Below are 14,605 nucleotides of genomic sequence, written 5' to 3'. Positions count from 1 at the left end.
GTGATCAAGACAGGGGAACCGGCTACCGCCGATGGACAAAACCCGCACGCCCGAACCCTGGCGCATTGCCGACGCGCTCTGTCCGGGCCCGTGCACGAAGGCCGCTTTCGGGGCGGCGAACTCGGGTCGGCCCGTAGGCCGGCGGTTTCGATCAGAGCCGGCGTTTCGGCAGCGAGCTCCTCCGGGTTGCGGAAGGCCCGGGTGCTGAGCTCCGCACGCGGGTCTGCCGCACGGCGGCTTCTGCGGCCGCCCAGCCCGTGAGTAGCAGCTGCCGGGACGACACGACGCCGCCATGATCAGCTGCCCACCCCACGACGCGGCCAGCAGCTGACGCCCCGACACCGCGCGCGGCACCGGACAGGGAGAGCGGCCTACCGCTGCGAGCAAGGAATGGGTAGTGGCCGTTGCCCCGGTCACATGCAGGGGCAACGGCCACTACCCTTTGGATGCGAAAAGGCATCATTGAGTGCCTGATTGAGAACCGGATCCCTCGTGAGCACCGCGCCTGGACCCCAGTGTGGAGACGGCGGAGCTGCCCCGGGGGTGCGACGACCTTGTAGGTCCGTCAGCCCTTCTCGGACTGTTCCTGGCCGAACCCGGCGGTCTTCGCATGCGGTTCTCGGTCAAATGCCAGCAGATGGCATCATGATTGGGTGGATGTCCCTATCTCGATCGACCTCGACACGTGGCCGCGTCGGCAGCACTTCGAGCACTACCGTCGGCTCGTTCCGTGTACGTATTCGATGACGGTCGAGCTGGATGTCACCGCTTTCGCTGCGGCACTGCGGCGATCGCAGCGCAAGTCCTATATCGCGCAGGTCTGGGCACTCTCAACGGTCGTTAACCGGCACGATGAGTTCAGGATGTGCCTCACTGCCGCGGCGGAGCCGGCCGTCTGGCCTGTCGTGCACCCGGCCTTCACGGTGTTCAACCCGGAACGCGAGACGTTCGCGTGCGTGTGGGCGCCCTACGACTCTGACTTCGGCGCGTTCCACGATGTCGCCGCCCCTCTGCTCGCGGAGCATAGTCGCGCCAGCGACTTCTTCCCGCAGGGAGAGCTGCCAGCCAACGCGTTCGACGTGTCGAGCCTGCCCTGGGCGTCCTTCACCGGGTTCAACCTCAACATCGGCGGCAATGGCTGGAACCACCTCGCGCCCATCTTCACCCTCGGCCGCTACGTTGAGCGGGACGGTCGGGTCCTGCTCCCCCTGGCAGTACAGGTGCACCACGCTGCCGCAGACGGATTTCACTCCACGCGGCTCGTCAACGAGTTGCAAGCTCTCATGACGGACCTGACGTGGCTGGAGGAGACTCCAAGGACCTGAGTGTCTGATCGTATTCGAGCCCGCGTTTGGTTCGTCAGCCTTTCTTGGACCACTGCGCCTGGAGGTCCTGCGGGTGAGCCTGCGGGTCATGAGTGTGATGAGTGCCCGGGTCAGGTGGGTTTCGGAATGTTGGGGCAGGCGTTCGTAGTCTCTGACGTTGCGGCGGGATTTCATGATCCAGCCAAGCGTCCGCTCGACTTTCCAGCGACGGGGCAAGACGACGAAGCCCTTCGCCCCGCGAGGCAGTGAGACGGTCTTCAGGGTCATCTTGAGGAAGTCGTCGGCCCAGGTGATGAGCTGGCCGGTATAGGCGGAGTCGGCCCAGACCTGGGTGATCTGGGGTTGCATGAGGCGCAGGCGCCAGAGGAGTTCGCGGGCGGCGTCGCGGTCGGTCATGTCGGCGGGTGTCATCGTGATCATCACGGGCGGGCCGAGGGTGTCGACGGCAATGTGTCTCTTGCGTCCGTTGATCTTTTTCGCGGCGTCGTAGCCGCGGCTGGCTTTGGAGACGGTGTCGGCGCCCTTTACCGACTGCGAGTCCACGATCAGTGTGACTGGCCTGGGGCATCGTCCCTGGCCAGTGCGTATCTGGCGGCGGAGCTGGTCGCGGATGAAGGCTACGGCCCCGGCACGGTGCCAGCGGGCGAAGTGGTAGTAGACGGTCTGCCACGGCGGATAGTCGGACGGCAGGGCTCGCCACTTGACTCCGTTGACCTGACCCACACGGTCGACAGCCCCTCCAAGGGCCTCCGGCAGGGTCGGACAGAGAAGAGCTGAGGCAGCCCGGTGCACTGCCCCAAAGCGTCAAGTCAACGCCGCAGGCAAATAGGTCAACCGGCCGAGGGCGTGGGAAGCGGAACTCCTGCGGTGCCGACCCGGTGGCCATCGCCATCGAACACACCGATCCGCACCGCCGTGGCCGGACGGTTGGGCCAAGCCTCGTAAACAGCGAAGAGGTTGGCGGTCTGCTCCGGCGGCTTGCCATCAGAATGGGGCAGATCGGTGTGCAAGTAGACGTGCTGCGTGTCGCCCGACTCCACGACCTGTACCGCCTTGACCCGGGCGGAGGCCGCCTGCTGCCCGCTGTCAGCGTTGGAACTTGCCCATTGCTTCAGCTGTTCGGCGCGCACGGCGTCCTCGGGCGCATAGGGGCCGTGTGGGGCGGGAGCAGGCAGGCTTGCGGGGAGGGCGGTGATGATCTGCGGATCGGGCATCCCCGTGCGCCAGTCGTACAGGGTCATCCCGCCCATCTCGTCGTTGTTGCACGTGGGCGTACCGTTGCCGTCGACAAGAATCGAGGCCTCGCCGGCGCTGGGGGACAGCGCACCGTTGGCGCTGCGGGAAACCGCACCGCCAGCGCGCGGGGCGAGCGCACCGCGGCCCTTCGGAGCGGTTGGCAGAGCGTCCTTGGTGCCAGCCTTGTGCCGCCCGTTGTACGCCGCAAGGTCAGCGGCCGACTCCTTCTCGGAGTCGAAACACTTCACCGACTTGTCCGGGTACTCGGAACACACCGCAACAGCGCCCAAGTCATCCTTGGCCAGGTTGATCTTGCGACCCCATCCGGAACTACCTGAACGTCGGCGTTACGGCCGACGCCGTCAGGATGTGGCGCGACCTCGTACACGATCCGTACCGCAGACTCTGGATCGAATACGAGGACGGCGGCTGCGGCGTGTGGCAATGCTGTGGCAGCCCCTTCGAGGCCCGGAAGTTGCTAGAAGCCGTGATACTCGGCATGTCCCGACCCCGAGCTCGCGAGCTGCGGTCCCTTGTGGATCAACTCGACGGCCTGTACTGAGCAAGTTCAGGCCGGACGTTAAACGTCAAGCTGAGCCCCGCGAGTACGGCAATCGTCAGCCCGTCACCTCCGGGTGCTCCCCAGGTCCTTCGGCCCGGCGGTGACGGGGCCGCAGGCCGTTGCGCCTGCGGCCCCGCCCGGTTGTCGGGTCAGGAGGGGTCGCCGTACTGGAGGCCGCGTCCGTTGGTTCCGACGTACACGCGGCCGAATGCGTCGGGGTCGCCGGTGATGACGCCGGTGCCGCCGATGCCGCCCCACTGGTGGGCGTCGTCGTTGACGCGGAGCCAGGTGGCGCCCTTGTCGGTGGAGCGGAAGACGCCGGTGACGTCCTTGACGGTGCCGATCAGGTACAGGGCTTGGTAGGAAGCGCCCGGTGCGGCCTTGCCGAAGCCGATGGCGGAGGCCGACTTCACCGGGGCGAGCCGGGTGAAGGTGCGGCCGCCGTCGGTCGAGTGCAGCAGTCCCTGGCCGCCGCCGGCGATCCACAGGTCCCCCGCGGCTCCGGGGACCGCCTCGAGCCGGCCGTCGGCGGGCAGGTTGGCGGCCCGGGCGCTGAAGGTCGCCCCGCCGTCGGTGCTGGCGTACAGGGTGCCGCCGGCCAGGGAGTAGAACGTCCCGGCCGAGGAGCGGTCGGCGATGACGACGGCGTTGGTGCCCAGGCCGTTGACCTTCGACCAGCTCGCTCCCTTGTCGGTCGAGCGGTACGGGGCCTGGCCGGTCTGCGTCCAGACGATGGCCGAGCCGTCGGCGGAGAGCGCCACCCGGCCGCTGTCGGCGCCGGCCACCGGTTCGGACGCGAAGCCCCTCCAACTGCGGCCGCCGTCGGCGGAGTAGGCACCGTCCTGCGCGCCGCCCCGTCCGACGCGGACCATCATCGAGGGGGTGGACTGTGCGAAGTCGATGGATGTGCTGTTGGCCATCATCGGGTTCGTCAGCCGCCCGGAGGGCACCTCGGTCAGGGAGTCGTGGCGGAATCCGCCCAGGTCGCCCAGGGCCGTGACGACGTGGGCTCCGCCGGGCGGGGCGATCGCGTCCAGCACGGCGGTTTCCTCCAGCCCGCGGGCGCCCACGGTCCAGTGGCTGGTGGCGCCGCTGTCGGAGGCGTTGGTGTCCTTGCTGCGCAGGATGCCGCTGCCGGTGCCGTACAGCACGTGGCCGGAGTCGAAGGGGTCGATGGCCAGGGCGGTCATCCAGTGCCCGGTGCCGGTGCCCACGTACGGCGCGGCGGAGGCGTCCCGCACCGACTTGTCGGCCAGGGCCTTCCACGTCGTGCCGCCGTCGGTGGTCCGGTAGATCTCGTCCTCCGGCCACCAGCGGTCGAGGGTGGTGACCATCACCGTGGAGGGCTTGCGCGGGTCGACGGCCAGACCGGAGAACCCGTAGGTGCCCTGGGAGGGGGAAACGTTCTTCCACGTTCCGCCGGCCGGCGTGTGCTTCCAGACCGAGCCCCCCGTCACGCCATTCGGGCCGAGGGCGTTGGTGTACGTCAGGTACAGCGAGCCGTCGCCGGAGAGCACTCCGTGCTGCGGCATCTGTCCGGTGGGCTGCCCGGGGACGGCCTGCCACGTGCTGCCGCCGTCGGTGGAGCGGTAGAGGGAGGTGGTCCTGTCGGCGACGCCGACGTAGACGGTCTTGCTGCCGGCCGGGCCGTACGTCACGAAGGAGATGCCCGCGCCGCTGCCCGCCCCGTCCTTGACGGGGAACGAGGGGACCTGGCTCCAGGTCGCGCCGTGGTCGGTGCTGCGCCACAGGCCGTTCTTGCGCGTGCCCAGCAGCAGGGTGCCGTTGTCCGCGGGGTTGACCGCCAGCCGTTCGCCCGCCCCGCGGCCGTCCTCGTTGCCGCCCAGCTTGAAGGGCAGGTCGGTGCGCTGGAAGGTGCGGCCGCGGTCCGTGGAGCGGAGGATCGCGCCGTTGCCCGCCCAGTTGTTGGTGTAGGTGCCGGTGGCGAGGTAGAGCCGGCCGGGGTCGACCGGATCGGTGGCCAGCGCGTCGATGCCCAGCAGGTTCCAGTCCTTCTCGCCGATCCAGTCGGTCAGCGGGATCCACTGCTCGGCCCCGGTGTCCCAGCGGTAGGCGCCGCCCATGTCGGTGCGCGCGTACAGCAGACCCTTCTCCCTGGGGTTGAACACGAGTCCGGTGACGTAGCCGCCACCCACCACCTGGGCGTTGCGCCATGTGTACGGTCCGGATCCGGGCGTCTTGGTCCCGGTCGTCCTGACCAGTTTCCACTGCTGGTTGGTGCCGCCGTGGCCGCGGTACTGGATGACTTCCGCGCCGTCGGCCGTGGAGCTGCCGGAGACGTCCAGGACCTGGCCGCTCCTGCGGGAGGTGAGGACGACGGCGTCGGAGCCGCTCACGTCGTCGATCCGCCATTCCTGCGAGGTGGCGGAGCCGTCGGTCTGCTGCTCGGCGGCGGCCGCCTGGGCGGTCGAGTCGCCGGTTATGCCCAGCACCTTGCCGCTGTTGCGGTTCACCAACTCGTGGTAGCCGTCCCCGGTGGGTCGCAGCTGCCACTGCTGGTTGGCGGTGTTCTGGTCGGTCCACTGCTGGATGCGGGTGCCGTCGGCGGTGGAGAAGGCGTTGACGTCCAGTGCCTTGCCGCTGCGTACGGAGACCAGCCGGTAGTAGGCGCCGGCGTCGACCGTCGCGGCCTGCGAGTCGTCCTGCACGTACAGGAGGTACGGCACGAGGACGGCGGGCACACCGAGCAGCAGTCCGGTCCCGGTCCAGCGGCGGCGGTGGCGTCCGCGGCGCACGCCGTTCGTGGGGTTCTTCATGGGGGGTTGTGCTCCTTGCTTGGTTCTGTGGATCGGGGCAGGTCAGCGCTGCAGGGTGAGGAGACCCGGCCGGTAGGGCAGTCGGTCGTAGGGGCCGCCTGCCGCGGGCGCCTTGCCCTGGTAGAGGAACCGCAGGTTGCAGGGGTCGACGGTCATGGTCTGGTCGGGGTTGTCGCGCACCAGGTCGCCGTGGCTGATGTCGTTGGTCCAGGTGGCTCCGCTGTTCGCCTTGCCGGCGAAGGGGTTGCTCTCTGTGGCGGCCTGGGGGGTCCAGGGGCCGTTCAGGGTGGAGGCCGTGAACGAGCGGAAGTAGCGGGCCTGGTTCGCACCCCTCGCTTCGACGATCATGAGGTACTGGTTCTGGCCCTGGACCTTGTAGACCTGCGGCGCCTCGAACAGGTTGTCGGGCGAGTCGCTCATGACCGTCGTGTACGAGGAGCCGAAGTTGCCCGGGAACTTTCCGATCGGCATGCTCGCCCGGTAGATCTTGCCGTTGTCACCGGCGAAGAACAGGTACATGTTCTCGCCGTCGGCGATCAGTGTCTGGTCGATCGGGCCGGTGGGGGAATCGGTGCGGGGGATGCTCCCGCTGAACAGCGGCTGCGGCGCGGACCAGCCCTCGGGGTTGGCTGGGTCGCTCGACGTGCGGTAGATGAAGGGCCACGCCCCCCACTGGGAGGCCAGCACCCAGATCTTCTTGGGCGCGAAGTAGAACAGCGTGGGAGCCACCGCGGCCTGGCTCATCCCAGTCTGGCGGGCCGACGCCATGTCCGACCAGTTCGTGAAGGGCCCCGCCATCATGGAGCCGTACGAGGATCCCGAAAAGTACGACCCGTAGACCATGTGCTTGCCGTTGTACGTCACGTGGGTGAAGTCCTTCAGCGACGCCCACCCGTTCGCCGGCTGCGCCAGCGCACCCGTCGACGTCCACCGGTAGGTCGACGGAAGAGCACACGTGCCCGTCGGCGTGGGAGTTGTCGGGGTCGGCGTCCCGGATGGGCCGGTCCACTTCTGGTTGCCGCCGGACCAGCAGGAGTGCAGCTGGATCCTGGTGCGGTTGGCGGTGGCCGCGCCGACGGCGTCGAGGCACAGCCCGGACTGGACGCCGGAGATTGTGCCGTCGGTGTTGACGTTCCACTGCTGGCCGGCGCCGCCGTTGCAGTCCTCGATGACCACCGCGGTGCCGTTGCCAGTGCCCTTGTCCTTGGCGGCCAGGCACTTCTTGCCGTAGACCGTCAGCTGCTTGCCGGAGGTGCGGGTCCAGCGCTGGTTGCTCCGTCCGTGGCAGTCCCACAGCTGCGCCTGGGTTCCGTTGGCGGTGGTGGAGCCCTCGATGTCGATGCAGCGACCGGAGGCGACGCCCTTGATGGTGCCGGTGCCGGTCCCGGGGGTGGTGCCGGGGGCTGCGTTGAAGGCGTTCACGACGGCGGTGTAGGCGGTCTTGGGGTTGCCGTTGCTGTCGAACAGCAGGGGGTTCTCCCCCTTGCGCCAGGAGTCGCTGTCCCGGATGCCCCAGACCGTGATGCCGGTACACCGGGCCACGGACAGACAGGCCTTCACCGTGTTGGTGTAGTGGGTCGGCGACGCCTGGGCGATGTCCAGCTCGGTGATCTGGACGTCGACGCCCAGGGCGGCGAAGTTGGCCAGGGTGGTCTGGAAGCTCGCCGGGGGGCCGCCGGCGCCGAAGTGGCTCTGGAACCCGACGCAGTCGATCGGCACGCCGCGGGACGTGAAGTCCTTGACCATGCTGTAGACGCCCTGGGTCTTGGCGTCCGACCAGTTCTCGATGTTGTAGTCGTTGTAGCAGAGCTTCGCGGAGGAGTCCGCCGCCCGGGCGGTGCGGAACGCTTCCTCGATGAAGCCGTTGCCCAGCACGTTCTGGAACACCGAGCTGCGGTGCTGGGTCGACCCGTCGGCGAACGCCTCGTTGACCACGTCCCAGGAGTGGATCTTGCCCTTGTAGCGGGTCATCAGGGTGGTGATGTGGTTGTTCATCACGCCGCGCAGCGTGTGGGCGTCGCTGATGGAGTTGACCCAGGAGGGGAGCTGCGCGTGCCAGACCGCGGTGTGGCCGCGCAGGCGCTGGCCGTGCGCCGCGGCATGGTTGACGATCTGATCGGCCGGGCCGAAGGTGAACGTGCCGCGGGACGGTTCGACGGCGTCCCACTTCATCTCGTTCTCCGGGGTGATCATGTTGAACTCCCGGTCCAGGATGGCGGCGTACCCCGCGTCGCCGAGCCTGCCGGCGGCCACAGCGGTGCCGAAGTACCTGCCCGAGGGCGCCGCCTGCGTGCCCAGGGGTGTTGCGGCTCCGGCAGAGCTGGGGAGGAGCGTCACGACACCCCCCACCAATGCCGCGGCCGCCAGTCCGATCGTCAGTGTCCGCAGGCGCCGACCGTGCCGGTGTAGGCCCTTCATGCTGCTCCTCGGTGGTCTCGGGTCGCCTCGGAGGGTGTGATCGTGGGTGAATCGTCCGATGCGGCCCGATCCGCCGAGGGGTGCGTGCGGTGCAGGACGAGGTGCCGCTCCTGCGTACGGGGCGCGCGGCGTTCACGGGTATGTCGCGTCATGGGGCGCTTCCTTCCGGGGATGTGCCAATGGCTGGGGGGCCTCTCACACCGGCTCGCAAGGTGAGCGGCGGAAAGAACCCCACGAAGTGGAGGCTTCCGAACGCGAGGCCGCGTAACAGAAAAGCCGCGCCACCCCGAAGATCACCCCGTGATGCATCTCGCAGGCAGAAAGTGTTACGCCCGGCCCCTCGGTCTGGTCGTCCCTGGGGAAGGGGAGGCCGCGCTGCTCCGCTGTGCTGTTCGTCAGGGCACCGGCCAGCAGTCGCCGTGCCCGAGCCTTCAGGTCGGTCGGTTCGGCGAGGCGCCCGTCGACGGGTGGCCCGCTGTAGCGGTGTGCACTGCGCAGTGCTGGAGCCGGCTGCGGGTTCGCCGGCTGTCACTGCGCGGCTCGCGGCTCCGTGCGCGATGCTCAGCGACCGGTTTTCAGGACCAGGCCTTACGGACGATGAAGGAGGCCTGGCCGGCGAAGGCCCGGCTGCCGTCGGAACCGTCGAGCCAGATGCCGCCGTCGCGGTGGCGGATGACCGACCCGGGGTAGTTGTGCGAGTGCATTGTCACCGACCCTGCGACCACCCCGGGACGCGGACAGAAGGTGGCGTCCTTCCGGAACAGGTCGCTGCCGTCGTCGGTGCTCAGCCGCAGCCGCAGGTAGTGGTGCCGCAGGTAACGGCCGTCGGACGCGCGGAAGGTGACGCACCCTGTGTCGGCCAGTCCCCGGACCACCGTGAACGTGACGCGCTGCCGTGCCTGCGTGCTGCTGGACGCGGAGACCGGACCCAGCGCTGCGAAATCGCCGGCATACGTCAGGTAGAAGTCGGGTCGGTCCACGGGCTCCAGTGAGTGTGCGCCCAGCGGAACAGTGCCTCCTGCGACGGCGGACGGACTCGCCGACGGCGGTCCGGCCGACGTGGGGGTGCCCGACGGGACCGGCCCGGGATGGCCGACCGTGGGAGCGGCACTGACGCCGGGCGCCCGGGGCTCCGGTTCCGGCCAGGTCGCGTAGGTGGCGGCCCCGGTGATGAGCACCGCGCCGGCGGCGAGGCTCGCCAAGGGATGAGCGGTCGCCGCGTGGAGTTTGCCGGCCACCGCGCCGTGCGGGCTGCCACCCATCGTCGCCGTGCCGGCGGCAACGGGGACCATGGCCGGCCCGGCGGCGATCGCAGCCGAACCCGACAGCAGGCCCTTGGCGGTCAGCGTGGCGATGAGTCCGGCAGGGACGGCCAGGGGCGCGAAGCTGAGGAGCAGCAGCTCTACAGGGACCCGGTTCGTCGTCGTCGCCGTGCAGACCGGACAGTCGCGGGTGTGCCGCGCGATCCGCTTCCGCCACACCGATGTACGCAGACCGTCCCAACCGGCGACGGTCTCCGCCAGCTGCGGGCATCGCGGGTGGGCCGCCAGCGCGGCGACGATCGTCCGGCTCAGCTCCAGCTGCTCGCGCATGCGTTGCAGGCGCACCCCGGCGTGGGCGACAGTCAGGCCCGTCGCGACGGCGATGTCCTCACGGCTCAGCAGTCCGGCGCGCTCCTGCCACCACAGCGAGAGCAGCACCCGGTGGTCCGGGTCGAGCCACCGACCGGCTTCGGCGATCTGACGGCGCTCGTCCGACACATGGAGACGCAAGATCGTCGCGTCCTCGGGTTCGGGGCCGGCGTCCGGTATGTGGAGTGCTTCGTCGATGACCGCGGTCCGGCCGGCAAAGACGCGCTGCCGCTGCCCATGGGTGTGTATCTGGCGGAGTGTGATCGACACCAGCCAGGAGCGGAAGCTGTCGGGGGCGCGCAACGCAGGCAGATCGCGCACCACGCGCAACAACGTCTCCTGGACGACGTCGTCGACGTCGGCATGTCCGCTCAGCGCCCGTCGGACGATGTTGTAGACCAACGGCAGGTAGCCGGCGATCAGTTCTTCGCGTGCCCGGGCATCCCCGGCCTGCGCCGCGACGACCAGCCCGGCATGATCCGCGTCCATGAGCCCCATTCCCACCCTCCTCATCAAGGCGTCAGACCCTAACGTCCGCAAAGGTGTACGACCAAAGCCCGTGCCTCAGGCCAAGGATCGGACCCCTGCCGGTGGCAGGCTCCGTCCCCGTGCCTGTTGGCGCGCGGGCGGGGGCCGTCCGATCCTCGCCGCGCCGTCCCTCGGATGCACAGTGGGCAAGGCTGGAGCCGTTGCTGCCGGTGGGTGGCAAGCCGGGCCGGCCACGGCTGTGGACTCGGCGGCAGCTGATTGACGGCATACGGTGGCGGACCCGGGCCGGGACACGTGTCGGGACGTGCCGGAGCGGTACGGACCGTGGGACCGGGTCTACGACCTGTTCCGCCGGTGGCAGCGTGACGGCACGTGGCAGCGGATCTTCGAGCAGCTCCAGGCCGATCCCGATGCGAACGGCCTGATCACCTGGGACCTCAGTGTCGACTCCACTGCCTGCCGCGCCCATCAGCATGCCGCCGGGGCGCGCAAAAAGGGGCCCTCCAGAAAAGAGCCTCCCGGCGGCTTGTCCATCGAGCCCGACGACCACGGACTCGGACGCTCCCGCGGCGGCCTGACCACAAAGATTCACCTCGCCACCGAGCAGGGACAAAAACCCATGTCCCTGCTGATCACAGCCGGGCACCGGCACGACAGCCCGTACTTCCAGCCCGTCCTGGAGAAGGTTCGAGTTGCCCGCCCCACACCGCCCGACCGGCAACGGCGAGGCCGTCAGCTCTTCAGTAGCCTGTCCGCCTCGTTGACGAGGTCGGCGAGGTACGAGCCCGCCGTCGGTGACTCCTGGGCCAGGGCTGCCGCCTGGCCGGCCCATAGGCTCACGTACTCGGACCGGCCCTGTGCCGCCGCAGCCCGGCGGATCGGCTGCATCAGGGCGTTCTGTACGGGATACGGCGGTACGTGGTCCTCGTGGGGTGCCATGTCGCGGACGAAGCGGTTCGGGATGCCCCGGGCTGTGCGGCCCGAGAACAGGCGGGTGAGGACCGTCGTACGGGCCCCGGGGGTGCCGAGCGTCTCCTTGTGGACCACGCCCGCTCCCGACTCCTGGCAGGCGAGGAAGCCGGTGCCGATCTGGACCGCGTCCGCGCCGAGAGCGAGGGCTGCGCTGACGCCGCGGCCGTCGGCGATCCCGCCCGCGGCGACCACAGGCACCGCGACCGCGTCCACCACCTGCGGGACCAGCGAGAACGTGCCCACCAGGGACTCCCGCACGGGGCGCAGGAAGGCTCCCCGGTGGCCGCCCGCGTCGCTGCCGGAGGCGACGATCGCGTCCACGCCCGAGATCTCCAGCGCGATGGCCTCGTCGACGGTCGTCGCTGTGCCGATCAGCGCGATGCCGAGCCGCCTGGCTTCCTCGACCAGACGTCGGGGCGGCAGCCCCATCACGAGGCTGATGACCGGCGGGGCGGCGGCGAGCAGGGCATCTACTTGTGCGTCGAAGTCCGGCCACGCGGCCACGTCGGCGGCGGTGGGGGCGGGGACGCCGAGCTCCTCGTAGTACGGCCGCAGCCGCGCCACATGAGAGGCCAGGTCCCTGTCGGACGGCTGGAGTTCGGATTCACCATCGAGCGGAACCCACAGGTTCACCGCGAACGGCCGGTCCGTGCCCGTTTTCAGCCGTGCTACCAGATCCCCGATCTCCTCCGGGAGGAGGATGTGGGCCCCGTACGAGCCGAGCCCGCCGCCCTCCGACACCGCCGCGGCCAGCTCGACGGAGGAGAGTCCGCCGCCGAACGGCCCTTGGATGAGGGGCAGTTCGATGCCGAGGAGCTCGCCGAGACGTCCCGGCCTCATCCGGTCACCGCCGAGGCGAGTTCGGCCTCGCGACCCAGGGCCTGACGACGCGCGGCCCGTGCAACGCGCTCTCCCAGGTGCCGGGCCGTGCGCAGGTCGGCCGTGCCGGGCGCCTGCTCCGGACCGAGGTCGGAGGGTGACTGCGCCATCGCGCCGACGAAGCCGCCGAGCCGGTTGAGGTCCTCAGGGGTTCCCTCGGAGGAGTAGATCCATCCGGGCACCAGGCCCAGCGGCACCCAGGTCATTCCGTGCTGGGCGGCGAAGACGGTCATCGACAGCAGGGCATTGTCCTTGTTGCCGTTGACCCCGGCGGAGTTGGTGAAGCCGGCCGCAAGCTTGTCCTGCCAGCCCCGCTCGGCCCAGACCGGCGCGCTCGCCTCGGCGAAGTGCTGGAAGACCGCAGAGGTCGAGCCCATATAGGTGGGGGAGCCGAAGACGATCGCCTCGGCCGCGCCGAGGGCGGTCCACAGGCTCTCGTCGAGGACCGACACATCTCGCAGATCGGGGCGGACTCCGGGCACGGAGTCCACACCCTCGGCGACAGCGGCGGCCTGACGGGCGGTGTGCCCGTACCCGCTGTGATAGGCGATGACGACGGTGGTCGGGGGTACAGCCATGGGGGCAGCCTCCTGGAGCGCGGCGAGCCGATTGCCTGCCGACCTCTAGAACACTAGACGACCGGTCAACTAAAAATCCACTCCAGGAACTCTCGGGATAGTTGACCGCCCGTATAGTGACCGTCATGGGACGCAACAGCACGGCACGCGAACGGCTCCTTGCAGCCACCGGCGAACTCATGCGCAGCCACGGCTACAACAGTCTCGGCGTCGCCGAGATCTGCACCCGTGCCGAGGTGAAGAAGGGCAGCTTCTACCACTTCTTCGAGTCCAAGCAAGCCCTCACCGTCGAGGTCGTCGACGCCTACTGGCAAGGCGAGCGAAGCTGCTGGGCTGGGGAGCTGTCCGCTCCCACTCCCGCCCTCGACCGGCTGCGGCGGCTGCTCGACGCCATAGCGGCTGTCCAGCGACGGATGAAAGAGGACTCCGGCACGATCGACGGCTGCCTCCTGGGCAACCTGGCCCTAGAGCTGAGCACCCGGGAGCCGGACATCCAGGCCCGCCTGACGGAGATCTTCGACGAACAGATCCAACTGGTCACCACCGTTCTCAGGGACGCGGCAGCCGAGGGTGCTATCCCGGCGGACCGGGCTTCGGCGGGAACCGCCCGAGCCATCGTCGCCCAGCTGGAGGGCATGGTTCTCTTCGCCAAGCTCAAGAACGATCCGGCAGTGCTCGACGACCTCTGGCCGCACACGCTGATGCTGCTCGGTGCCTGACTTACTGATCGTTTCAGTATGAGTTGAGCTGCGGGTCTCGCACTCTGCGATCTTGGTTCGGCAGGGTGGCAGGATGCGTGCTGATCTTGTTCCGGACGACCTGTGGGGGCAAGTGGCCCCGCTGCTGCCGCCCGCTCCCGAACGACGCCGTCGGCATCCCGGGCGACTTCGCGTTCCGGACCGGGCGGCTCTCGCTGGCATCATGTACGTCCTGCGGACCGGCGTCGCCTGGCGCGATGTTCCCGTCGAGACAGTGGGCTGCTCCGGTGTCACGGCCTGGCGCCGGCTGCGGGACTGGACGGAGGCGGGCGTCTGGCCACGTCTGTACGTCGCCCTGCTGACCGAACTACGCCGGGCGGGCTCGTTGGATCCGGACGACTGCGCCGTGGACGGCTCGCATGTCCGGCCCTCAAAGACATCTCAGGGAGCGAAGAAGTCAAGCCGGCTGCCCGTCGGAGGGCGCGAGTAGTGGGCTGAAGTGTTGTTCGTCGTAGTGCTTGCCGCTCTGGAGGCAGTGGTGGAGCTGGCCGAGAAAGCGATTGAGCAGGTTGCGTTGGGCGGCGTTGTGCCAGTCTCCGTGGTCGCGGCGGCGCCGATAGTGGGCGTCGGCTCCCGGTGGGGCCTGGAGGGCGGCGAATGCCCAGAGGAACCCGGCGTTCATGAGCCGGTTGTTCTTGACGAAGCGGCCTCACGCCCGAGGGCGTCCAGGCCTGCCCGCACTGCCGTCCGGACACCGCGCTCGGGCTGCTGGAGTAACCGATGAATCGAGACCGCATGTCCCCCGTGATCGTGATCCACCCGCCCGACGCCACTGGCGGGCGGCGCGTGCACGCCGGCTCGGCCATCCTCGGCCTCGCCCACTCGATGCGGGACCTTCAAGAATTTCTGCGGCAGGCGGGCCTGGGCTGGGAACAGGACCAGACCGGCGCCTCCCCGCTGGCCAAGTGGACGCGACGGCGGACCCGAATCCTGGGAACCGCAATAGGCCTCGCCACGAACTATTCGACCGGGCCCAGAGG

The 14,605-nt window shown here is 69.3% G+C and carries 9 protein-coding genes and 5 pseudogenes; 6 read left to right on the top strand and 8 right to left on the bottom strand.

Annotation, left to right across the window (positions count from 1 at the left end; all coding sequences use genetic code 11):
• Window positions 1-653: 653 nt before the first annotated feature.
• Window positions 654-1,325, top strand: a complete 672-nt coding sequence (gene catA, locus ACZ4XJ_RS31430) for a type A chloramphenicol O-acetyltransferase (RefSeq protein WP_468498177.1) — start codon at window positions 654-656, stop codon at window positions 1,323-1,325.
• A gap of 99 nt (window positions 1,326-1,424) precedes the next feature.
• Here catA and ACZ4XJ_RS31425 read toward each other — a convergent pair.
• The 5 genes and pseudogenes from ACZ4XJ_RS31425 to ACZ4XJ_RS31405 form a co-directional block, all read right to left on the bottom strand.
• Window positions 1,425-2,048 (bottom strand): annotated as a pseudogene (locus tag ACZ4XJ_RS31425) (IS5 family transposase); the annotation flags it as partial.
• A 107-nt stretch (window positions 2,049-2,155) separates the two neighbouring features.
• Window positions 2,156-2,851: a hypothetical protein gene (locus tag ACZ4XJ_RS31420; RefSeq protein WP_468498142.1), complete on the bottom strand. Its 696-nt coding sequence runs from the start codon at window positions 2,849-2,851 to the stop codon at window positions 2,156-2,158.
• Between the two features lie 421 nt (window positions 2,852-3,272).
• On the bottom strand, window positions 3,273-5,900 hold the full coding sequence (locus tag ACZ4XJ_RS31415) for an RICIN domain-containing protein (protein ID WP_468498141.1): 2,628 nt from the start codon (window positions 5,898-5,900) through the stop codon (window positions 3,273-3,275).
• Window positions 5,901-5,942: 42 nt separating this feature from the next.
• Entirely contained in the window at window positions 5,943-8,318 is a 2,376-nt protein-coding gene (locus ACZ4XJ_RS31410) for a non-reducing end alpha-L-arabinofuranosidase family hydrolase (RefSeq protein ID WP_468498140.1), read from the bottom strand.
• A 575-nt stretch (window positions 8,319-8,893) separates the two neighbouring features.
• Complete coding sequence (locus ACZ4XJ_RS31405) at window positions 8,894-10,447, bottom strand: sigma-70 family RNA polymerase sigma factor (protein ID WP_468498139.1); 1,554 nt, start codon at window positions 10,445-10,447, stop codon at window positions 8,894-8,896.
• A gap of 44 nt (window positions 10,448-10,491) precedes the next feature.
• Between ACZ4XJ_RS31405 and ACZ4XJ_RS31400 the strand changes: the two genes are divergently transcribed.
• Both ACZ4XJ_RS31400 and ACZ4XJ_RS31395 read left to right on the top strand, forming a co-directional pair.
• Window positions 10,492-10,863, top strand: a complete 372-nt coding sequence (locus ACZ4XJ_RS31400; RefSeq protein WP_468498138.1) for a transposase — start codon at window positions 10,492-10,494, stop codon at window positions 10,861-10,863.
• A pseudogene (locus ACZ4XJ_RS31395) lies at window positions 10,779-11,093 on the top strand (IS5 family transposase); the annotation flags it as partial. The gene ACZ4XJ_RS31400 and the pseudogene ACZ4XJ_RS31395, both read left to right, overlap by 85 nt.
• Window positions 11,094-11,170: 77 nt before the next feature.
• Here ACZ4XJ_RS31395 and ACZ4XJ_RS31390 read toward each other — a convergent pair.
• Together ACZ4XJ_RS31390 and ACZ4XJ_RS31385 are read right to left on the bottom strand one after the other, a co-directional pair.
• Complete coding sequence (locus tag ACZ4XJ_RS31390; RefSeq protein WP_468498137.1) at window positions 11,171-12,250, bottom strand: NAD(P)H-dependent flavin oxidoreductase; 1,080 nt, start codon at window positions 12,248-12,250, stop codon at window positions 11,171-11,173.
• The gene (locus ACZ4XJ_RS31385; protein ID WP_468498136.1) at window positions 12,247-12,867 is read right to left on the bottom strand and encodes a flavodoxin family protein; all 621 of its coding nucleotides are present in this window, start codon (window positions 12,865-12,867) and stop codon (window positions 12,247-12,249) included. The genes ACZ4XJ_RS31390 and ACZ4XJ_RS31385 overlap by 4 nt, the downstream gene beginning before the upstream one ends.
• Before the next feature lie 125 nt (window positions 12,868-12,992).
• On the opposite strand from ACZ4XJ_RS31385, the gene ACZ4XJ_RS31380 reads away from it, so the two are divergent.
• Together ACZ4XJ_RS31380 and ACZ4XJ_RS31375 are read left to right on the top strand one after the other, a co-directional pair.
• A complete protein-coding gene (locus ACZ4XJ_RS31380; protein WP_468498135.1) occupies window positions 12,993-13,586 on the top strand; it encodes a TetR/AcrR family transcriptional regulator in 594 nt (197 codons plus the stop codon).
• Between the two features lie 73 nt (window positions 13,587-13,659).
• Window positions 13,660-14,001 (top strand): annotated as a pseudogene (locus ACZ4XJ_RS31375) (transposase); the annotation flags it as partial.
• Between the two features lie 21 nt (window positions 14,002-14,022).
• Here ACZ4XJ_RS31375 and ACZ4XJ_RS31370 read toward each other — a convergent pair.
• Window positions 14,023-14,271 (bottom strand): annotated as a pseudogene (locus ACZ4XJ_RS31370) (IS110 family transposase); the annotation flags it as partial.
• A 26-nt stretch (window positions 14,272-14,297) separates the two neighbouring features.
• Here ACZ4XJ_RS31370 and ACZ4XJ_RS31365 point away from each other — a divergent pair.
• Window positions 14,298-14,342 (top strand): annotated as a pseudogene (locus ACZ4XJ_RS31365) (DUF6233 domain-containing protein); the annotation flags it as partial.
• Window positions 14,343-14,605: the final 263 nt, after the last annotated feature.

The organism is Streptomyces sp. NPDC029836 (assembly GCF_055574495.1).
The sequence above is the reverse complement of the archived record's forward strand: the minus strand, read 5'-3'. Positions and strand labels throughout refer to the sequence as shown.

What these genes read in the sequence shown, in the direction of transcription:
- ACZ4XJ_RS31390 (WP_468498137.1), bottom strand. Translation starts at nt 12,250, where the DNA reads ATGAGGCCGGGACGTCTCGGCGAGCTCCTCGGCATCGAACTGCCCCTC.
- ACZ4XJ_RS31385 (WP_468498136.1), bottom strand. Translation starts at nt 12,867, where the DNA reads ATGGCTGTACCCCCGACCACCGTCGTCATCGCCTATCACAGCGGGTAC.
- ACZ4XJ_RS31405 (WP_468498139.1), bottom strand. Translation starts at nt 10,447, where the DNA reads ATGGGGCTCATGGACGCGGATCATGCCGGGCTGGTCGTCGCGGCGCAG.
- ACZ4XJ_RS31380 (WP_468498135.1), top strand. Translation starts at nt 12,993, where the DNA reads ATGGGACGCAACAGCACGGCACGCGAACGGCTCCTTGCAGCCACCGGC.
- ACZ4XJ_RS31410 (WP_468498140.1), bottom strand. Translation starts at nt 8,318, where the DNA reads ATGAAGGGCCTACACCGGCACGGTCGGCGCCTGCGGACACTGACGATC.
- ACZ4XJ_RS31415 (WP_468498141.1), bottom strand. Translation starts at nt 5,900, where the DNA reads ATGAAGAACCCCACGAACGGCGTGCGCCGCGGACGCCACCGCCGCCGC.